We start from the raw sequence: 18704 nt of genomic DNA on the forward strand, positions 1-18704 counted from the left end.
TAAAGCTTTCGTGGTATAAATTTATTAATTTTGGAGCATGATAGACGAAAAACTTTTAGAGTATTTAGAAACGTATTTAACCGATTCACGCCGAGAAAAATTCCATAAAGTTCTGGCACAACGTACCAAACATTTTACAGTAGCTACCGAAGATGTTTACCAGTTACATAATACCAGTGCGGTGATACGCAGTTGTGATGTATTTGGTATACAAGAAGTGAATATTGTTGAAGAACGGAACTCTAAACGCATCGACAGAGAAATTGCTATGGGGGCGCAAAAGTGGGTGGATTTAAATCGCTATCATACTGTAAAGGATTGCATTGCTGATTTAAAACAAAAGGGGTATCAAATTGTAGCGACCACACCGCATACCAATGATTGTGAGTTGCATGAATTCGATGCCACTAAAAAGTCTTGTTTTTTCTTCGGAAGAGAAACAGAAGGTTTATCGGATGAGGTTTTAAATGCAGCCGATAGTTATTTAAAAATTCCGATGTCGGGTTTTACCGAGAGTTTGAATATATCAGTGAGTGCAGCGATTATTCTTCAGCATGTCACCACTAAATTAAAGCAAAGCAATATCGATTGGCAATTAACCGAAGAAGAAAAGCTAGAGAAGCGTTTAGACTGGGTGAAAAAAACAATCAAAAGCTACGATGATATTGTAGCGCGGTATTACGAGAATTAGTCAGTATTTAAAATCGTGTCTGTCTCTGCAATTCGTGAATTGAACTCTTTGCTAAACTTAATTAACGAATCGAGAAGAATCATTTGATTGTGTTCTTTAAGTAAGTCTTCATTAAGTGTTTTGGTATCGCAATAATCGAAGAATAAAGGAATGTGTTTGGGATCTATGTTTAAATCGTTTTTCAGTAGATTTTCAGAAAAAAAATTATTCGTATTAAAAAGAGAGTAGAAGCTTTTATATGTCATGGGTTTTACAGGATTTTCTTTAACTTTTTTAGATTTAAACAGGTCTTTAACAAGGTCTATTAACAACGTTAAATCGCCTTGTGGGTTAGGAGGAGGCTGATACAAATACGGCCTGTTTTTTATGTCGTTTTGTATTTGTGTCGCAAGATTAGCTTGATATTTATTAGTACTAAATTTAGGTGTGTTACTTAGGTTTACGGTTCCTAATGTGTTCACTTGTGTTTTTAGTTCAATGATATTAGTTGTTTTGAAGTGTTTGTCTTGAACTATAAGATTTTGAGGTTTATAAAATGCTGAAGAAAATAATAGGGTATCGCTAACCGATGCTTCTATGGAAAAATCGCCCTCTTCATTGGTGTAAGTGTAATCGCGTGTAGTGAGATTGAAAACCCCGATATTTTTTGCGGTTGATTTTTCATTGTAAACTTTTCCCGTAATGGTTTGAGCTGAAATACTTGCTGAAAAAACAAAGAGTAGAAGCCAGGTATAATTATTCATAAACACGATTTGTAAGTTAATTCGTGTTTTAAATTAGTGCATTATGCGTTTTCTGTAAGGACTTTTGTGAAAGTTTAACGTTCTAATTAACAAATTTTTAAAAGTTGATAAATAAAAAAAGGAAGCCAAAACAGCTTCCTTTTCAATTATATAATTTTTGTTTTAACGTTCTCGGTTTAACAGCTTATATTCTTCATAACATTCACTAATAGCATCCAGAATCTGCAAATCGTTTGCGGTTTGTATAAACTCTTTCGAGTAGTTACACTGACTAACGATTTCATCTAAATCTACACGATCTATATTTAGTAATGCCATGAGCATTTCTCTGTCGAAACGCGATGCCAGAAGGTTGCGTATTTCGTCATCTTGTTTCATCTTTTTGAGCTTACGCATTTCGTTTGGCTTTTTTCCAAAAGCGCGATGTAAAAAGTCGGCAGGATTAAAAATAGAACCAACAATTTTAGATAATGCTCCGGTTGAGTTCGCTTCGTAACCAGTACTTGGTAAGCCTGAAATCTGGTATCTATAGTTGTCGTTGATTACAGGAACCTGTTTAACATCGACTTCTAAATACCCTGTTAATTTCAACTGATTAACAACAACTTCTTCAAGCGCTAAAGCCAATTCAGTTAACTCAATGGTTGCCGAACCAAATTTAAGCCAGTCGTTGGTGACACGAACTTTAATGGATTTAAAGCCTAAAAACGATAAGTGTAAGGTGTCGTTTGGTTTGGCGCTAATTTCAAATTCTCCTTGTTTATTTGTGGCCGTACCAATAACCTGATTCAGGTTAACGATGTTCACATTTTCTAAAGGTTTACCATCGGAAGAATTAACTACTACTCCTAAAGCTTTTTCGGCTTCCTGTGCAAAACTAATAGTTGAAAAAACTAAAAATAAGAAAAGTAGTAGGTAATTTTTCATGTAAATTAAATAACGCTTATACGTTTATAAAAGTACTAAACTAATAAATATAATAAGGCGTCAATAATTTTTTTTGACTTAAAATTAACAAAACAGCATCTTAACGTCTTGAACGTCTTGGTCTTGAAATGTTTGAATTATTTGATCTTGAATCGCCTCCTTCAGAACGTCTTTTTGGTCTGCCAGATTTATCACCGTTTGAGGCTTTAAAATCTCCAGAACGTCTTGGACGCCCATCTTTATTTCCGCCACGTCTTTCTCCACCTTTAGAACCAGAACGTTTTTTGCCATCGCGTCTTCCGCCGCCACCGCGGTTTTCAGAAACTTCAACATTTACAAAGCGTCCTTCGTGTTTAAAGTCAGTAAAGTGTGCAAGCACTTGTTCTCTAAGTTCGTTTTCGGTATTAAAGAAAGAAAAACTGTCTTTAGTTTCAACCTTAAAGACATCATCTCTACCAAGATTTAATTGGTCTTTTAAGAAGTCTTTTAACTTCATCCAATCGAAACCATCTTTAGAACCAACGTTAATAAAGTAACGAGTAGAATCGTTTTTACCGCCTTTAAATTCGCGCTCGCTTTCGTCTCTGTTGCTTCCTTCAGAAACATTAAGATCTTTCGATTTTTGATAATAGTTGAAGAAACGCGTAAACTCAACCGAGAATACTTTCTTAATTAATTCTTCTTTAGAGGTGTCTTCAAATAACTCGTTAATACTGGTTAAGTACTTATCAATTTCGTGATTAATTTCAGTATTGTGAATTTTATTAGCAAGTGACATTAACTGAACTTCGCAAATTTCCATACCGTTTGGAATGTCTTTTTTGTCGAATTCTTTTTTAATGATACGCTCGATGCTTTTTATTTTACGAACCTCACTTTTTGAAACGATGACCATAGATACCCCTGTTTTACCAGCACGTCCCGTACGACCAGAACGGTGGGTATAGGTTTCTACTTCGTCAGGTAACTGGTAGTTGATTACGTGAGTCACATCATCAACATCAATACCACGAGCAGCGACATCAGTAGCAACAAGCATTTGAATCTGGTTTTTACGGAAGGCATTCATAACCAAATCACGTTGATTCTGACTTAAATCGCCGTGTAAAGCACCAGCGTTGTATCCGTCTTCAATAAGTTGTTCTGCTACTTTTTGAGTGTCTCTTTTAGTACGACAGAACACTACTGAGAAAATATCAGGGTTCGCATCGGCTAAACGTTTTAAAGCCTGGTAACGGTCTCTGGCGTTTACTAAATAGTATTCGTGAGAAACGTTGTTAGAACTTTCATTTTTGTTACCCACAGTAATTTCGTGCGGGTTGTGCATAAAGTCTTTTGCTATAGCAGCAACCTCTCTTGGCATGGTTGCCGAGAATAACCAGGTACTTTTATCAGCAGGTGTGTGCGATAAAATATCATTAATGTCTTCTTTGAAACCCATGTTTAACATTTCATCGGCTTCATCTAAAACTGAATATTCAATTTTAGTGATATCAACAAGGTTACGGCTAATCATATCTTTCATACGACCAGGCGTTGCCACAATAATTTGTGCACCACGCTTAATATCTCTAGCTTGATCGGTAATGCTGGCACCACCGTAAACGGCAACAACATTAAGTCCGTTGCAGTATTTACCGTATGCTTTTAATTCGTTTGTAATTTGTAAACAAAGCTCACGTGTAGGCGATAAAATTAAACCTTGCGTTGTACGACTGTTTATATCTATTTTTTGAAGCATTGGAAAACCAAAGGCAGCCGTTTTACCAGTACCCGTTTGTGCTAAAGCCACAAGGTCACGCTCAGATTCCAAAAGAACTGGAATGGCTTTTTCTTGTACTTCACTTGGTTTTACAAAACCTAAATCTGTAATTGCTTGTAATAGGTCATTATTAAGGCCTAAATCATGGAATGTGCTCATGCTTTTATATAAGTATTCGATTATGTTATGTAGTGTTACATAAGAAGAGAATCGACATACTTAAACCTAAACTTCTAGTAACACATCCTCACTCTGAGGAATACACCCTTTCGGGATTTCAAGCGGCAAAGATAGGCTTTTATTTGTCAATATCACTATTTTGTGATTTCCTTATGAATTAAAGCCAGTATTTTATTGAGAATCGGGTTTCTGTTATCAGTATTCCAAACGGCCGAAAGAATGGTGCGTTGCGGAATTTTATCGAGTTCAATGAATTTTATACTTGACATAGAATGGTTTTGAAGTGATTTCGGAACGATGGAAATACCGAAGTTATTTTCAACCAGTTTATAAATAGAATCGGCATGGATGGTATTGTGCGATACTAATGGTGAAAAGCCACTATGATGAAAAATATCCATGACATTCTCGTAATATGACGCGCTGTATTCGGGATCAAATAAAATAAAAGGTTCCTGTTTTAGTTGCGACAGATTGGTGAAAGTTTCCGAATCAATGGGATGATGTTTAGGTAGTACCAGACAAAAAGGTTCTTTTAAAACCGGTGTTGACATCAAGCCTTTGGGAATACGATCCAACCTTACAAAACCAATATCGATATCCTGAGAAATCAAACCCTCAATCTGTTTGTTATTATCCATTTCCTTTAAACTGAACAAAATGCTGGGATGCGATTTGGTAAACTTTAATAATAAATCGGGTATTATGTTCTGCATAGCTGAACCAACATAGCCAAAGTTTAACTGGCCGTCCTTGCCATCTTCCAGTAATTTGGCATGATGCAAAATGCCTTCTAAACTTTTTAAGTTTTTCGAAATTTCTTCTTTTAAATAAAGACCTGTAGGAGTGAGTTTCACCTGTCTATTATGTCGATCAAAGAGCTTGACTTCTAGACCGTCTTCCATTTCTTTAATTTGTCGGCTTAAGCCCGGTTGAGAGATGAATAGCTTTTCAGCAGCCTTTCTAAAGTGTAAAGTTTCTGCAACTGCTAAGAAATATTTTAAATGTCTGAATTCTATTTGATAACTCATAGTTATTATTTGTTTACAATAATAGTATTATTAGGTATCAAATTTATCGATAATTTTGTAGAAATAAATGAATATTCAACTTTAATAATATAAATATGTTTGTATACGGGGTAGATAAACTTACTGTAGATAAGGTACTTGACATAGCTTCAGGGAAAATGAAAGGGGTGTTAACCGAGTATGCGATTGCAAAGGTTAATGAATGTAGAGCGAAGGTAGAAGTTATGGCCAATTCCAGTAAGGCTGTATATGGTATAAATACAGGGTTTGGTCCCTTGTGTGATGTGAAAATATCACCGGCTGAAACCTGTTTGCTTCAGAAAAATTTATTGATTACCCATGCAGTTGGAGTAGGAAATCCTATAGATAAGGAATTGTCTAAAATCATGTTGATTTGTAAAGTTCATGCCTTAAGTCGTGGGTTTTCAGGGATACGTTTAGAGGTTATCGAGCGTATTATTTACTTTATTGAAAACGATTTATTACCAGTAGTACCAGAGCAAGGTTCGGTAGGAGCTTCAGGAGATTTAGCGCCATTATCACATTTGTTTTTACCATTATTTGGAGAAGGAGAGTTTTGGAGTGGTAACGATATTGTTCCAGCTAAAGATGTTTTAAAAGCGCATAACTTAGAACCTATTGAGTTAGCTGCTAAAGAAGGTTTAGCCTTGATTAACGGAACACAATTTATCTTGGCACACGCTATTCAAGGTTTAAAGAAAATGGAGTATCTTTTGGATTTAGCCGATGTTGCCGGAGCTATGAGTTTAGAAGGCTACCAGGGAAGTGCGTCGCCTTTTAAGGAATTATTGCATAGTATTCGTCCGTTTCAAGGAAATTTAAAGGTAGCTGAGCGTATGCGTATGTTGTTTGAAAATTCTAATAATATCAAGTCGCACGAAAACTGTGAGCGCGTTCAGGATCCGTATTCTATGCGTTGTATTCCGCAGGTACATGGAGCATCAAGAAATGCGTATTATCACTTGAGTGAATTGGCTGAGATCGAAATGAATTCGGTAACCGATAATCCAATTGTGTTGAGTGAAGTTGAAGCAATTTCAGGAGGAAACTTCCACGGACAACCTTTAGCGATGGCATTAGACTACGCTTCGATTGCAGCTTCAGAATTAGGAAATATTGCAGACAGACGTTGTTATTTATTACTGGAAGGTAAGTTTGGTTTACCAAGATTACTAACGGCAAGTGGCGGATTGAATAGTGGATTTATGATACCACAATACACAACAGCGGCTTTAGTAACTGAAAATAAATCCTTGTGTTTTCCACCTTCAGCCGATAGTGTACCCACCTCTTTAGGTCAGGAAGATCATGTATCTATGGGAAGTATTTCAGGACGTAAGTTTAATCAGATTTTAGGAAACATCGAGAAGATTTTTGCCATAGAATTAATGTATGCGGCTCAGGCCATGGAGTTCAGACGTCCAAATAGTTTTTCAGTAATTCTAGAGAAAAATTTCGCGATTATAAGAAGTAAAGTGGCTAAGTTAGAAGAAGATCGCATTCTTAAAGATGACATTAATGCATTAATTCAGTTAGTAAAAACTCAGGCATTCATTGTAAAATAAACCAACTATGACATTTCAAGAATTGATACTACAAGGTATTCCATCAGAACTACCAGCAAAATATAATTATCCTGCAGATGCTAACAGAGCACCAAAGCGAAAAGATATTTTAAGCAAAGACGAAAAGCAATTAGCGATTCGTAATGCGTTGCGTTATTTTCCAAAAGCGTGGCATGAGGAATTAGCACCTGAGTTTGCTCAGGAGTTAAATGATTTTGGAAGAATTTATATGTATCGTTTTAAGCCAGCATATAAAATGTATGCGCGTGGTATTGAAGACTATCCAGCAAAAACGGTTCAGGCCGCTGCTATTATGTTGATGATTCAAAATAATTTAGATCCAGCGGTGGCGCAACACCCAGAAGAGTTAATCACCTACGGCGGTAACGGAGCAGTCTTCCAAAATTGGGCGCAGTACCTGTTAACCATGCAATATTTAGCAACGATGACAGATGAACAAACTTTGCATATGTATTCTGGTCACCCCATGGGATTATTTCCTTCTTCAAAACATGCGCCTCGAGTCATTGTAACTAATGGTATGATGATTCCGAATTATTCAAAACCTGATGATTGGGAAAAATTCAACGCACTGGGAGTGACGCAATATGGACAAATGACAGCAGGGTCTTTTATGTATATCGGTCCTCAGGGTATTGTTCACGGTACAACCATTACCGTAATGAATGCCTTCAGAAAGAAATTACCAAAAGGAGACACACCAGCAGGTAAAATATTTTTAACAGCAGGATTAGGTGGTATGAGCGGCGCTCAGCCTAAGGCAGGAAATATTGCAGGTTGTATCACAATTGCAGCCGAAGTGAATGAAAAAGCAGCAACCAAACGATACGAACAAGGTTGGGTTGATGTGCTGGTTGATAATTTAGATGATTTAGTTGCTCGTGTAAAAACCGCTCAGGAAACGAAAGAAGTGGTTTCTATTGCCTTTATAGGAAACGTGGTAGATGTTTGGGAGCGTTTTTATGAAGAAGATATTTTCATTCATGTAGGTTCCGATCAAACCTCATTACATATTCCATGGACTGGAGGTTATTATCCTGTTGGATTAACGTATGAAGAATCTAATCGATTAATTAGTGAGGAACCAGAAGTATTTAAAGAAAAAGTACAGGCATCATTGCGCAGACATGCCGATACGATCAATAAACATGCTGAAAGAGGTACATATTTTTTTGATTACGGAAATGCCTTTTTATTAGAGGCGTCTCGCGCAGGCGCCGATGTGATGGCCGAGAATAAAATCGATTTTAAATACCCATCGTATGTTCAGGATATTTTAGGGCCGATGTGTTTCGATTATGGTTTCGGACCATTCCGTTGGGTGTGTACTTCAGGAAAACCGGAAGATCTAGACAAAACCGATGAAATCGCCATGAATGTGCTTCAGGAAATTATGAAACATTCACCTCAGGAAATTCAGTTGCAAATGCAGGATAACATCACTTGGATTAAAGATGCCAAGAAGAATAAAATGGTGGTTGGTTCGCAGGCTCGTATTTTATATGCCGATGCCGAAGGTCGTGCTAAAATAGCGGAAGCTTTTAATAACGCAGTTGCGGCAGGACAAATTGGTCCTGTGGTTTTAGGTCGCGATCACCACGATGTGAGCGGAACCGATTCTCCTTACCGTGAAACTTCAAATATTTACGATGGTAGTAAATTTACTGCCGATATGGCGATTCATAACGTGATTGGAGATAGTTTTAGAGGCGCTACCTGGGTGTCAATCCACAATGGTGGCGGTGTAGGCTGGGGTGAAGTGATGAATGGTGGTTTCGGAATGGTTCTAGATGGCACGGTTGAAGCTGATGCGAAATTGAAAAACATGTTGTTTTTCGATGTAAACAACGGTATTGCTAGAAGAAGCTGGGCGAGAAATGAAGAGGCTTTATTTGCTATTAAACGTGAAATGGAGCGTACACCAAATTTAACGGTGACAATCCCTAACTTAGTCGAAGACGATTTATTGGAAAATTTATTTTAATGCGTACACTATTTAAAAATATAAAAGAATTACTTCAGGTAAGAGCAGCAGGTTTAAATTTTGTAGCTGGTGAGGCTATGAACGAATTACCAACCATAAAAAATGCTTACCTGTTGGTTGAAGATGGTATCATAAAGGATTTTGGTTCAATGACCGATTGTCCGAATATTGAAATCGATGAGGTCGTTGATGCTACTGGAAAAATGATTTTACCAACTTGGTGTGATTCACATACTCATTTGGTATATGCAGGAAACCGTGAAAGCGAATTTGTCGATAAGATCAAAGGCTTATCCTATCATGAAATTGCAGCTAAAGGTGGAGGGATATTAAATTCGGCAAAAAAATTACAGGAAACTTCTGAAGACGATTTATATGAGCAAACCAGAGTACGTTTAGATGAAATAATTGCTTTGGGTACAGGAGCAGTGGAAATCAAATCGGGTTACGGATTAACAGAAGATTCCGAATTAAAAATGCTTCGTATTATTAAACGTTTAAAGGAGAATTATAATCTTCCTATAAGAGCGACGTTTTTAGGAGCACATGCAGTTCCGGTAGAATATAAAGAAGACAAAGCTGGGTATCTAAAGATGTTGGTAGACGTATTAATGCCTAAAATTGCAGAAGAAAACCTTGCAGAATTTGTTGATATCTTTTGTGAAGAAGGTTATTTTTCAGTTGCAGATACTGAGTTTATTATGGAGGCAGGTAAGCGTTATGGTTTAATCTCAAAAATTCATGTAAATCAGTTTACGTCTATTGGTGGCGTGCAAGCCGGAGTAAAACATGAAGCACTTTCGGTAGATCATTTAGAAGAAATGCGAGATGAAGATATTGAAGTGTTGAAAGGCTCGAAAACCATGCCAGTAGCTTTGCCAGGCTGTTCCTTCTTCTTAAGTATTCCGTATACACCAGGGCGTAAAATGATTGATTCAGGTTTACCTTTAGCTTTGGCAACCGATTATAATCCGGGATCTTCACCATCGGGAAACATGAATTTCGCTGTATCGGCAGCGTGTATAAAAATGAAGCTAACGCCAGAAGAAGCAATAAACGCCGCAACCCTTAATGGGGCTTACGCTATGGGACTTCAGGATACTGTTGGAAGTATTAGCGTAGGTAAAGAAGCCAATTTAATTTTGACGAAACCAATAAATTCTTATAACTTTATCCCATATTCATTTGGTGCAAATCAAATCGAATCGGTTTATATAAAGGGTAAAACTATTGTATAAACTTTTAACTACCAAACTAAACTAAATAAGGCGTGTAATTTACACGCCTTTATTTTTTTTCTATAATCGATTTTTGAATTATTTCTTTAAATTCTTAATACGTTGTAAAAGCGTCGGATGAGAATAATGCATAAACACATACGCCGGATGTGGTGTTAAATTACTCAAGCTATTTTTAGATAGTTTTTTTAATGATGTAATTAAAGGCTCAGCTTTATAGGTGTTTTTCGCGTAATCATCAGCTTGATATTCAAACTTGCGTGAAAAAAGATTCATAATTAATCCGGTGATTTCAGAAATAGGCGAATATAGCATTCCGAAAGCGATTAAACCAATATGAAAACTTGTAATGTCGACTCCTAATGCGTTTGAAAGTAGTGGGTTTGAAATAAAAAGCGATAAAACATAAAGCATAACACCGGTAAGCAAAACAGAAGAAACTAAATTGAAAATAATGTGTTTCTTTTTATAATGTCCCACTTCGTGAGCTAAAACGGCAACAATTTCTTCATCTTCTAAATCATTAATCAAAGTATCGTAAAGCGTCACGCGTTTTTCTCTACCAAATCCAGAAAAATAAGCATTGGCTTTAGTGCTGCGTTTGGAACCGTCAATCACAAAGATTTTATCCAGTTTAAAACCAACGGTATTGGCATACGCCGAAATTTTGTCCCTTAAATTACCTGCTTCTAAAGGGGTTTGTTTGTTGAATAATGGTACAATAAGTTTCGAATAAAACATATTCATAAATACAGTAAAAACAGTAACCAACCCCCATGCATATAACCAGAACTGTTCTTTGGTTACCTGGTAAAACCAAATGATTAGAGCCAGAATACTACCTCCGACAACAACCATCATCAGCCAACCTTTTATTTTGTCAAGAATGAAGGTTTTTAGAGTTGTTTTGTTGAAACCAAATTTCTCTTCAATTACAAATGTGCTGTAGTACGAAAACGGTGTGGTTAAAATATCACTTCCAATCATAATGATTCCGAAGAATATTAACGCCACAATAATAGGGTTTTCACTATAGGTTCTGGCTATGTTATCAATAAATTCGAAACCATCAAAAAGTAGAAAACCTAAAGTTAATACGATAGAAAATGTTGAGGTTATAATTCCGAATTTATATTTGGTCGTCTTATATCTTTGCGATTTTTTATATTCCGATTCATCATAAACATCCTGTAAATCTTTAGGTAAAGCATCATTAAAATGTTTGGCGTTAAGCGAATCTAAAATTTTATCAACAATAAAATTGATGACAATTATAGCTACAATAATATAAAATAGGGTAGTAGAGGTCATGGTGTTATTTGAAATTTCGTTGACGTTTGGCTTCAAAAATCAGGATGCCGGCGGCTACCGATACATTCATGGAATCGATTTCACCTTGCATGGGAATAATGATGTTTTGTGTTGAATGTTGCAGCCATGCATTACTTAATCCTGTGGCTTCAGTACCAACAACAATGGCTGTTGGTTTAGTGAAATCCTGAGTGTGATAATTTGCCGATGCTTGTAACGCAGCACAGTAAATATTAATGTTTTGTGAGTTTAAAAATGAAATGATTTCTTCGGTGGTTCCTGTGGCAATTTGGTTGGTAAATACACAACCCACACTCGAACGTATAATGTTAGGGTTGTATAAATCGGTTTTAGGATTAGCAATAATAACGGCATCTGCGTTGGCGGCATCTGCTGTTCTTAATAGCGCACCAATATTACCCGGTTTTTCAGGGGCTTCAGCAACTAAAATTAAAGGTGTTTCGGTATTGAATTTTAAAGTTTCGAAGTCATGTGTTTTGCTTTTTGCAACCGCTAAAACCCCCTCGGTTGTATCTCTATAGGCTAACTTTTCGTAAACTTCTTTCGAGATTTCAATTAGATTCGTATTGGGTTTAATGAATTCACTAACTTGAGTTTCAGAAATTAAATCGGGATAAAATAAAACAGTATCCAGTTGATAGCCTCCTTTTACGGCTAATGAAAGTTCACGAACCCCTTCAATTAAAAATAATCCCGATTTTCTACGCTCACGAGATTTATCCTTAAGTTGAACCAGTTGTTTTATATACGAATTCTGTATGCTTGTTATTTGCTTGCTCATATGGGACAAAATTAGTTGTTTTCGTGTAATATATCCTGATTTTAGTCGACAAACCAAATTAACCAATCAAAATTATATTATGAAGCACATACTTGTATGTTTAGCGTTTTTTGCTTTTCTCTCTTGTAAACAAAAATCTACAGAAATATCTAACAAAGTTGAAAATTCCCAAATAGAAGTTAAGTCTAAATTTCCTGAACCTTTGTCAATGGTTTTTAAAGCCCATGGAGGTATTAAACAATGGAAATCTATGAAATCGCTAGAGTTTACAATGAATAAACCGGATGGAAATGAGGTTACTTCTGTGAACTTAATAAATAGAAAGTCGCTCATTAGTATGCCAAAACACAGTTTAGGGTATGATGGTAGTTTGGTTTGGTTATTAAATAAAGATACCCTGACTTATAAAGGAAAAGCAAAGTTTTATTATAATTTAATGTTCTATTTTAATGCCATGCCTTTTGTGTTTTCAGATGAAGGCATTCGTTACACAGAATCAGAACCTTTACTATTTGAAGGAAAAACGTATCCGGGAATTAAAATTTCATATGATAAGGGAGTAGGCGAGTCGTCAGAGGATGAATATGTTTTATATTATGATGAAGTAACACACAGAATGGCATGGTTAGCTTATACGGTTACTTATTTTTCAAAGGAAAAATCGAAGAAATTCAATTTCATTAAATACGATAAGTGGCAGGAGATTGGCGGATTATTGGTGCCAAAAGTTTTGCAATGGTATCAAGTAGAAAACAATTTACCAACTATGGTAAGAAATAATGTGGAATTCACTAATGTAAAACTTTCTACAAAAGCATTTAGCAATGAGATTTTCGAGAAGCCGGAAAAAGCTATTGTTGTAAATTAATCTAATATGTTTTCATCGAAATAATTACTCAATAGCGCTACCACATAGCTATAGCTCTCCATACCTTTACTTTGTTGGTTCGCTTTAAGGTAGTTGTTGTAAAAGATTTTAAAAAACGGTTCTAAAGGATTTTGATGGGCTTCCCAGAAGTCGCGCGTTTCTTTATAGTTTTTAAGAATGCCCTCATTTACGTCGGCCACCAAATCTTCGTAAAGACATTCATCTCTAAAATAAATTTCGTTTAGACAGTAGCGTAAACCAAAGGTGTAACCCGCATAATTAAAATAGATGTCGTTGTGATTGATTGCTGCTAAACATCCAATAAAATTGGCTTCATTTTCGGCAGCATAACCCAATTGATGGGCAATTTCATGTGATGAGGTAGTGGGGATTTTAATGGTTGGAATGATCGCATCAACCTGAGCTTCGTTGGTTAACGGATTTAAATAGCCGCTAAAGCCCATGTACGTTAAAGGGTAGCTGAATAATGATTTTTTTACGCTTTTCGGATGGTATTCCAAATGTGGAAATATCGATTTTAAAGATTCGTATCCTTGTGGAGCCATATTTAAAATCTCCGATGTATTGTAAGGCATCGTCACCTTAACCGTATCATTATTTGTAATTTTTAACTGTAAGGCATTCGATTTTTTAATGAGTTTTTGAGTAACATCAACCAGCTGTTCTGTGGTGTAATCGTAGTTCAGATTCAGATTTTCATGTAAGGGTAAACGGTGATAATTCAATCCCCAGCACAAGTGAAACAAAAAAAAGATTATCGAAACGGCTGCTGTAACATCAATAATCCAGTTTTTAGTGTCTTTCCAGATACGGATTCGGTTAAAATACAACCACCGCAGAATATAAATGATAGCCAAAGCATAGATAAGATCACCAAACGAAAACGGTAACCAGCCAAGTGTGTATCGAAACAGTTTCGAAATTATAGGGTACAGTCCATTACTGTAATAAGTTTCAATAAATTCAGGATATTTGCCCAGTAACTTAACAAGTAGATATTGCGGAATGATAAGCAGGGCAATAATAGTCTTTTTCTTTTTCAGCATAATCCAAAAATAATAAAAATAAGTACCCGATGGTCGCTGTTTATCGGTTAAGGTTCCTTCCTGCTGTCCGTTTTATCTTTTTTTGTCATGGTTCCAGAAAAAGGATGCCACTTCCATCAGGAGTAGCGACCAGAATCTGTGCGTTTTTGCTACCTTTGCAGTACTAAAACTATATACAAATGAGTTCAGAAATAAGACAACTTCAACCCCAGCAATTATGGAATAAATTCGCCGATTTAAATGAAGTACCGCGCCCTTCTAAAAAAGAAGAACGTGTTATTTTGTTTATGAAAAATTTTGGTGAAAGCTTAGGTTTAGAAACTATAGTCGACGAGGTTGGTAACGTCATCATAAAGAAACCTGCAACTACAGGCATGGAAGATAAAACAACCGTAGTGATGCAATCGCATTTAGATATGGTGCACCAAAAAAATAATGATACTGTTTTCGATTTCGATACTCAAGGTATTGAGATGTATGTTGATGGTGATTGGGTACGTGCAAAAGGTACAACCCTTGGTGCTGATAACGGTTTAGGTGTCGCTACGATTATGGCCATTTTAGAAAGTACCAATATTGCACATCCAGCCATTGAAGCTTTATTTACCATCGATGAAGAAACCGGAATGACAGGAGCTATGGGTTTAAAAGGAGGCTTACTTTCAGGAGGTATTTTGCTGAATTTAGATACAGAGGAAGATGATGAAATAGGCGTAGGGTGTGCTGGAGGTATTGATGTAACGGCAACGAGAACCTATGAAGAGGAAGAAACCCCGGAATTTAAAATAGGATTCGAAATTAAAGTAAAAGGTTTACAAGGCGGACATTCAGGAATGCAGATTCATGAAGGTTTGGGTAATGCCAATAAAATTATGAACCGTATGTTATTTGACGGGTTTGAAAATTTTGGGTTACGCATTTCTCAGATTGAAGGTGGTAGTTTACGTAACGCGATTCCTCGTGAAAGTGTTGCCGTAGTTGCTATTGATGCTATTCATGAAGAAGCGTTTTTATTAGAAACCAAGATTTTAGCCGATATCATTAAGAATGAATTAAAAACCATGGAGCCGGATTTGGAGATTTTAGTCTCTAAATGTGAAACCCCTGAAAAAATTATGGATTTAGGGGTTCAGGAAGGGTTTACCCGTGCCTTGTATGCAGCACACAATGGTGTGTACCGTATGAGTGCCGATATACCTAATCTGGTTGAAACATCTAATAACATAGCAAAGGTTATTATAAAGGAAGGAAAGATTCATGTGGGCTGTTTAACGCGTTCTTCGGTAGAAAGTTCAAAAATGGATTTAGCGAATATGTTAAGAGCTACGTTTGAATTAACCGGTTGTGAAGTGGAGTTTTCAGGAGATTATCCAGGTTGGGCACCAAATATGGATTCTGCCATTTTAAAGGTGATGACTAAGTTATATGAAGATTTAAATGGAGAACAACCCCATGTAGCTGCCTGTCATGCCGGATTGGAATGTGGTATTCTGGGACAGAATTATCCGGAAATGGATATGATTAGTTTTGGACCAAATATTAAAGGTGCGCATAGTCCTGATGAGCGTGCACAGATTTCTTCAGTTCAAAAATACTGGAATTTTGTTCTTGAAATTTTAAAGAACATTCCGAGTAAAAATTAACTTTGTTACATTTTATCGAATTTATTTGTATTTAATCGATAAAATTCACATATTTGTTTAGTGAAAAGCATTTTTTGAATGAAACATAAAGTAAGTCCCAAATGGCCCTCTAAAAAGAAACATTCAGAATAATGCTTTTTATTTTTCTACATAAAAGAGATTTGAAAATCAGGGTACAGGGTCGTAACCTGAACCACCCCACGGGTGACAGCTAAAAATACGTTTTATAGCTAGCCATCCCCCTTTAAATAAACCATATTTTTGTAAGGCTTCTTTGCTGTAATGCGAGCAGGTAGGAGTGTATCTACAGGTTGCAGGAGTTAATGGAGAAATGACCGTTTGGTAAATCTTAATTAAAAATAAAAACGGTGCAACCAATAGTTTTTTCATTCGTAAAATTACATTATCTAATGTCAGTTCGAGCGAAGTCGAGAACTTTGTTTTGTAAATTCCCAACTTGTTCCCTCGACAATATTTAATTTATAGAAAACGTCGTACCGTCTTTTCCGTCTTTAAGCTGAATACCAGCATTGGCTAGTTCATCACGAATTTGATCGGATAAAGCAAAATCTTTGTTGGCTCTGGCTTCTTGTCTTAATTTAATTAGAATATCAACCGCAGCCGATAATTTATCGGTACCTGATTCTTTTTTTGTAACATTTTCAAGACCTAAAATATCAAAAGTAAAGATGTTTATGGTCTCTTTCAATAATGCTAAATCCGCTTCTGTTAAGGTTTCTACACCTTCTTTAACCTGATTGATATATTTTACGGCTTCAAATAAATGTGCGATTAAAATAGGAGAATTAAAATCGTCATTCATCGCATCATAACACAATTGTTTCCAGGTATGGATGTTTATCGATGAGGTTTTAGAAGCTTGCAGGTTATCTAGTTGATTAATGGCATCCATTAATCTGAAGAATCCTTTTTCACTGGCTAACAAACCATCATCGGTTAGGTCTAACACACTTCTATACGACGATTGTGCAATGAAAAAACGAATGACACTGGGAGCATAAGCTTTACTGAAGAATTTGTTGTCTCCAGATAATAATTCATCCGGATTTACGGTGTTCCCTGTGCTTTTAGACATGCGCTGTCCGTTAAGCTCTAACATATTCGCATGCATCCAGTAATTAACCGGTGATTCTCCTTTAGCAGCTTCGTTTTGAGCAATTTCACATTCGTGATGTGGAAATTTTAAATCCATTCCACCACCGTGAATATCAAAACGATCCCCCAAATATTTGGTGCTCATCGCGGTACATTCTAAATGCCAGCCCGGAAACCCGTCTCCCCAAGGCGAAGGCCAGCGCATAATGTGTTGCGGCTCGGCTTTTTTCCATAGGGCAAAATCCTGCGGATTCTTTTTATCGCTTTGTCCGTCTAATTCACGGGTATTGTGAATTAAATCGTCCAGTTTTCGTTTACTTAATTTTCCGTATTCGTGCGTTTCATTAAACTTATGCACATCGAAATATACCGATCCGTTTACTTCGTAAGCGAATCCATTTTCAATAATGGTTGAAATAAGTTCAATTTGCTCAATAATATGTCCGGTTGCTGTAGGCTCAATGCTTGGTGGCAGGAAATTAAAAGTGTTCAGAATGTTATGAAAATCTACGGTGTAACGTTGTACCACTTCCATAGGTTCAATTTGTTCTAAACGTGCTTTTTTAGTGATTTTATCTTCACCGGCATCGGCATCATTTTCTAAGTGACCAGCATCCGTAATATTTCTTACATAGCGAACTTTATAGCCTAAATGCTTCAGATATCTGAAAATCATGTCGAAAGACATAAAGGTTCTAACATTTCCTAAATGTACATTACTATACACCGTTGGTCCACACACGTACATACCTACGTGGCCTTCGTTAATAGGTTTAAAAAATTCTTTTTTTCCAGTAAGTGAATTATATATTTTTACTTGTTGATCGTGAAAAAGTTGCATTGATGTTGGGTTGATAAGCAATTAGTTTAACTTAAAACTTAGTGTCTAATTTTATATAATCTAAAAATTCTCTGCGTACAGACTCTTCTTTAAATTTACCACCAAATTCTGAGGTTACGGTACTACTTTCAATATCGCGAATACCTCTTGAGTTTACACATAAGTGTTTGGCATCTACAACACATGCAACATCTTCGGTATTTAGAACCGCTTGTAGTTCTTTTACAATTTGAATGGTTAAACGCTCCTGTACTTGCGGACGTTTAGCGTAGTAATCTACAATACGATTCATTTTAGATAAACCAACAACCGAACCGTTAGAGATATAGGCAATGTGTGCTTTACCAACTATTGGTAATAAGTGATGCTCACATGTTGAATATACAGTAATGTTTTTTTCAACAAGCATTTCGCCGTATTTGTACTTATTGTCGAAAGTTGAAGCACTAGGTTTTCTCTTAGGATCTAAACCTCCAAAAATTTCTTTAACAAACATTTTAGCCACACGGTTAGGTGTACCGCTTAAACTATCGTCAGTTAAATCAAGACCTAATGTTTCCATAATGTGGCGAACATCGTCTTTAATAATTTCTATTTTTTCTTCATTAGATAATTTAAAAGCATCACCTCTTAAAGGCGTGTCTGATGAAGTTCCAATGTGGTCGTCTCCTAAAGATTCAAATTCTTCTATGTTATTCTCAATTTTCATCTGTTCTTTTCATTGTTGTTTAGTTGAATGATTGTCATGTCATTAACTAAAAAAATCACTTTAAGTTTGCAAAGATAAGCAAAACTGTTTTGTTATGATTTGTATTATTAAACAATTAATTCAGGGAATAGGTCTGTTTTTCTATGTATTAATTACACTATAAATGAAAAAAAGCTTGAATTTA

General features: G+C 36.1%; 16 protein-coding genes. 6 read left to right on the forward strand and 10 right to left on the reverse strand.

The features are described 5' to 3' along the window. The first annotated feature begins 37 nt into the window (after positions 1 to 37). The gene (locus tag ICJ84_RS04590; RefSeq protein WP_188215165.1) at positions 38 to 691 is read left to right on the forward strand and encodes a TrmH family RNA methyltransferase; all 654 of its coding nucleotides are present in this window, start codon (positions 38 to 40) and stop codon (positions 689 to 691) included. Here the strand turns inward: ICJ84_RS04590 and ICJ84_RS04595 are convergent. The 4 genes from ICJ84_RS04595 to ICJ84_RS04610 form a co-directional block, all read right to left on the reverse strand. After that, on the reverse strand, positions 688 to 1434 hold the full coding sequence (locus tag ICJ84_RS04595) for a hypothetical protein (protein ID WP_188215166.1): 747 nt from the start codon (positions 1432 to 1434) through the stop codon (positions 688 to 690). The two genes, ICJ84_RS04590 and ICJ84_RS04595, sit on opposite strands and share 4 nt — an antisense overlap. A gap of 162 nt (positions 1435 to 1596) precedes the next feature. Then, positions 1597 to 2361 (reverse strand): carboxypeptidase-like regulatory domain-containing protein, encoded by a 765-nt coding sequence (locus tag ICJ84_RS04600; protein WP_188215167.1) that lies wholly within the window; start codon positions 2359 to 2361, stop codon positions 1597 to 1599. A 100-nt stretch (positions 2362 to 2461) separates the two neighbouring features. Next, positions 2462 to 4282 carry a DEAD/DEAH box helicase gene (locus ICJ84_RS04605; protein ID WP_188215168.1) on the reverse strand — a complete coding sequence of 607 codons (1821 nt, stop codon included), beginning with the start codon at positions 4280 to 4282 and terminating at the stop codon, positions 2462 to 2464. 155 nt (positions 4283 to 4437) lie between these two features. Next, positions 4438 to 5334: a LysR family transcriptional regulator gene (locus tag ICJ84_RS04610; protein ID WP_188215169.1), complete on the reverse strand. Its 897-nt coding sequence runs from the start codon at positions 5332 to 5334 to the stop codon at positions 4438 to 4440. 95 nt (positions 5335 to 5429) lie between these two features. Between ICJ84_RS04610 and hutH the strand changes: the two genes are divergently transcribed. Genes hutH through hutI form a run of 3 tightly spaced genes read left to right on the forward strand, consistent with a single transcriptional unit; the run spans position 5430 to position 10163 of the window. Further along, positions 5430 to 6920, forward strand: a complete 1491-nt coding sequence (gene hutH / locus ICJ84_RS04615) for a histidine ammonia-lyase (protein ID WP_188215170.1) — start codon at positions 5430 to 5432, stop codon at positions 6918 to 6920. Positions 6921 to 6927: 7 nt separating this feature from the next. Next, positions 6928 to 8925 carry a urocanate hydratase gene (locus ICJ84_RS04620; RefSeq protein ID WP_188215171.1) on the forward strand — a complete coding sequence of 666 codons (1998 nt, stop codon included), beginning with the start codon at positions 6928 to 6930 and terminating at the stop codon, positions 8923 to 8925. Further along, positions 8925 to 10163: an imidazolonepropionase gene (gene hutI / locus ICJ84_RS04625; RefSeq protein ID WP_188215172.1), complete on the forward strand. Its 1239-nt coding sequence runs from the start codon at positions 8925 to 8927 to the stop codon at positions 10161 to 10163. The genes ICJ84_RS04620 and hutI overlap by 1 nt, the downstream gene beginning before the upstream one ends. Positions 10164 to 10241: 78 nt before the next feature. On the opposite strand, the gene ICJ84_RS04630 is transcribed toward hutI, so the two are convergent. Beyond that, positions 10242 to 11474, reverse strand: coding sequence for a M48 family metallopeptidase (locus ICJ84_RS04630; RefSeq protein WP_188215173.1), 1233 nt, complete (start codon positions 11472 to 11474; stop codon positions 10242 to 10244). A 4-nt stretch (positions 11475 to 11478) separates the two neighbouring features. After that, positions 11479 to 12276 carry a TrmH family RNA methyltransferase gene (locus ICJ84_RS04635; protein WP_188215174.1) on the reverse strand — a complete coding sequence of 266 codons (798 nt, stop codon included), beginning with the start codon at positions 12274 to 12276 and terminating at the stop codon, positions 11479 to 11481. A 79-nt stretch (positions 12277 to 12355) separates the two neighbouring features. On the opposite strand from ICJ84_RS04635, the gene ICJ84_RS04640 reads away from it, so the two are divergent. After that, a complete protein-coding gene (locus ICJ84_RS04640; protein ID WP_188215175.1) occupies positions 12356 to 13144 on the forward strand; it encodes a DUF6503 family protein in 789 nt (262 codons plus the stop codon). Here the strand turns inward: ICJ84_RS04640 and ICJ84_RS04645 are convergent. Further along, positions 13141 to 14211: a DUF3810 domain-containing protein gene (locus ICJ84_RS04645; protein WP_188215176.1), complete on the reverse strand. Its 1071-nt coding sequence runs from the start codon at positions 14209 to 14211 to the stop codon at positions 13141 to 13143. The genes ICJ84_RS04640 and ICJ84_RS04645 overlap by 4 nt on opposite strands. Positions 14212 to 14390: 179 nt before the next feature. Here ICJ84_RS04645 and ICJ84_RS04650 point away from each other — a divergent pair, with 179 nt between their 5' ends. Further along, positions 14391 to 15854, forward strand: coding sequence for an aminoacyl-histidine dipeptidase (locus tag ICJ84_RS04650; protein WP_188215177.1), 1464 nt, complete (start codon positions 14391 to 14393; stop codon positions 15852 to 15854). A 168-nt stretch (positions 15855 to 16022) separates the two neighbouring features. On the opposite strand, the gene yidD is transcribed toward ICJ84_RS04650, so the two are convergent. From yidD to folE, 3 genes are all read right to left on the reverse strand, one after another. Beyond that, positions 16023 to 16244 (reverse strand): membrane protein insertion efficiency factor YidD, encoded by a 222-nt coding sequence (gene yidD, locus ICJ84_RS04655; protein WP_188215178.1) that lies wholly within the window; start codon positions 16242 to 16244, stop codon positions 16023 to 16025. An 85-nt stretch (positions 16245 to 16329) separates the two neighbouring features. Continuing rightward, the gene (gene cysS, locus ICJ84_RS04660) at positions 16330 to 17811 is read right to left on the reverse strand and encodes a cysteine--tRNA ligase (protein WP_188215179.1); all 1482 of its coding nucleotides are present in this window, start codon (positions 17809 to 17811) and stop codon (positions 16330 to 16332) included. A gap of 31 nt (positions 17812 to 17842) precedes the next feature. After that, positions 17843 to 18520 carry a GTP cyclohydrolase I FolE gene (gene folE, locus ICJ84_RS04665; protein ID WP_188215180.1) on the reverse strand — a complete coding sequence of 226 codons (678 nt, stop codon included), beginning with the start codon at positions 18518 to 18520 and terminating at the stop codon, positions 17843 to 17845. Positions 18521 to 18704: the final 184 nt, after the last annotated feature.

The organism is Aestuariibaculum suncheonense (assembly GCF_014596935.1).
GTDB lineage: Bacteria > Bacteroidota > Bacteroidia > Flavobacteriales > Flavobacteriaceae > Aestuariibaculum > Aestuariibaculum suncheonense.

What these genes read in the sequence shown, in the direction of transcription:
- ICJ84_RS04590 (WP_188215165.1), top strand. Translation starts at nt 38, where the DNA reads ATGATAGACGAAAAACTTTTAGAGTATTTAGAAACGTATTTAACCGAT.
- ICJ84_RS04595 (WP_188215166.1), bottom strand. Translation starts at nt 1,434, where the DNA reads ATGAATAATTATACCTGGCTTCTACTCTTTGTTTTTTCAGCAAGTATT.
- ICJ84_RS04600 (WP_188215167.1), bottom strand. Translation starts at nt 2,361, where the DNA reads ATGAAAAATTACCTACTACTTTTCTTATTTTTAGTTTTTTCAACTATT.
- ICJ84_RS04605 (WP_188215168.1), bottom strand. Translation starts at nt 4,282, where the DNA reads ATGAGCACATTCCATGATTTAGGCCTTAATAATGACCTATTACAAGCA.
- ICJ84_RS04610 (WP_188215169.1), bottom strand. Translation starts at nt 5,334, where the DNA reads ATGAGTTATCAAATAGAATTCAGACATTTAAAATATTTCTTAGCAGTT.
- hutH (WP_188215170.1), top strand. Translation starts at nt 5,430, where the DNA reads ATGTTTGTATACGGGGTAGATAAACTTACTGTAGATAAGGTACTTGAC.
- ICJ84_RS04620 (WP_188215171.1), top strand. Translation starts at nt 6,928, where the DNA reads ATGACATTTCAAGAATTGATACTACAAGGTATTCCATCAGAACTACCA.
- hutI (WP_188215172.1), top strand. Translation starts at nt 8,925, where the DNA reads ATGCGTACACTATTTAAAAATATAAAAGAATTACTTCAGGTAAGAGCA.
- ICJ84_RS04630 (WP_188215173.1), bottom strand. Translation starts at nt 11,474, where the DNA reads ATGACCTCTACTACCCTATTTTATATTATTGTAGCTATAATTGTCATC.
- ICJ84_RS04635 (WP_188215174.1), bottom strand. Translation starts at nt 12,276, where the DNA reads ATGAGCAAGCAAATAACAAGCATACAGAATTCGTATATAAAACAACTG.
- ICJ84_RS04640 (WP_188215175.1), top strand. Translation starts at nt 12,356, where the DNA reads ATGAAGCACATACTTGTATGTTTAGCGTTTTTTGCTTTTCTCTCTTGT.
- ICJ84_RS04645 (WP_188215176.1), bottom strand. Translation starts at nt 14,211, where the DNA reads ATGCTGAAAAAGAAAAAGACTATTATTGCCCTGCTTATCATTCCGCAA.
- ICJ84_RS04650 (WP_188215177.1), top strand. Translation starts at nt 14,391, where the DNA reads ATGAGTTCAGAAATAAGACAACTTCAACCCCAGCAATTATGGAATAAA.
- yidD (WP_188215178.1), bottom strand. Translation starts at nt 16,244, where the DNA reads ATGAAAAAACTATTGGTTGCACCGTTTTTATTTTTAATTAAGATTTAC.
- cysS (WP_188215179.1), bottom strand. Translation starts at nt 17,811, where the DNA reads ATGCAACTTTTTCACGATCAACAAGTAAAAATATATAATTCACTTACT.
- folE (WP_188215180.1), bottom strand. Translation starts at nt 18,520, where the DNA reads ATGAAAATTGAGAATAACATAGAAGAATTTGAATCTTTAGGAGACGAC.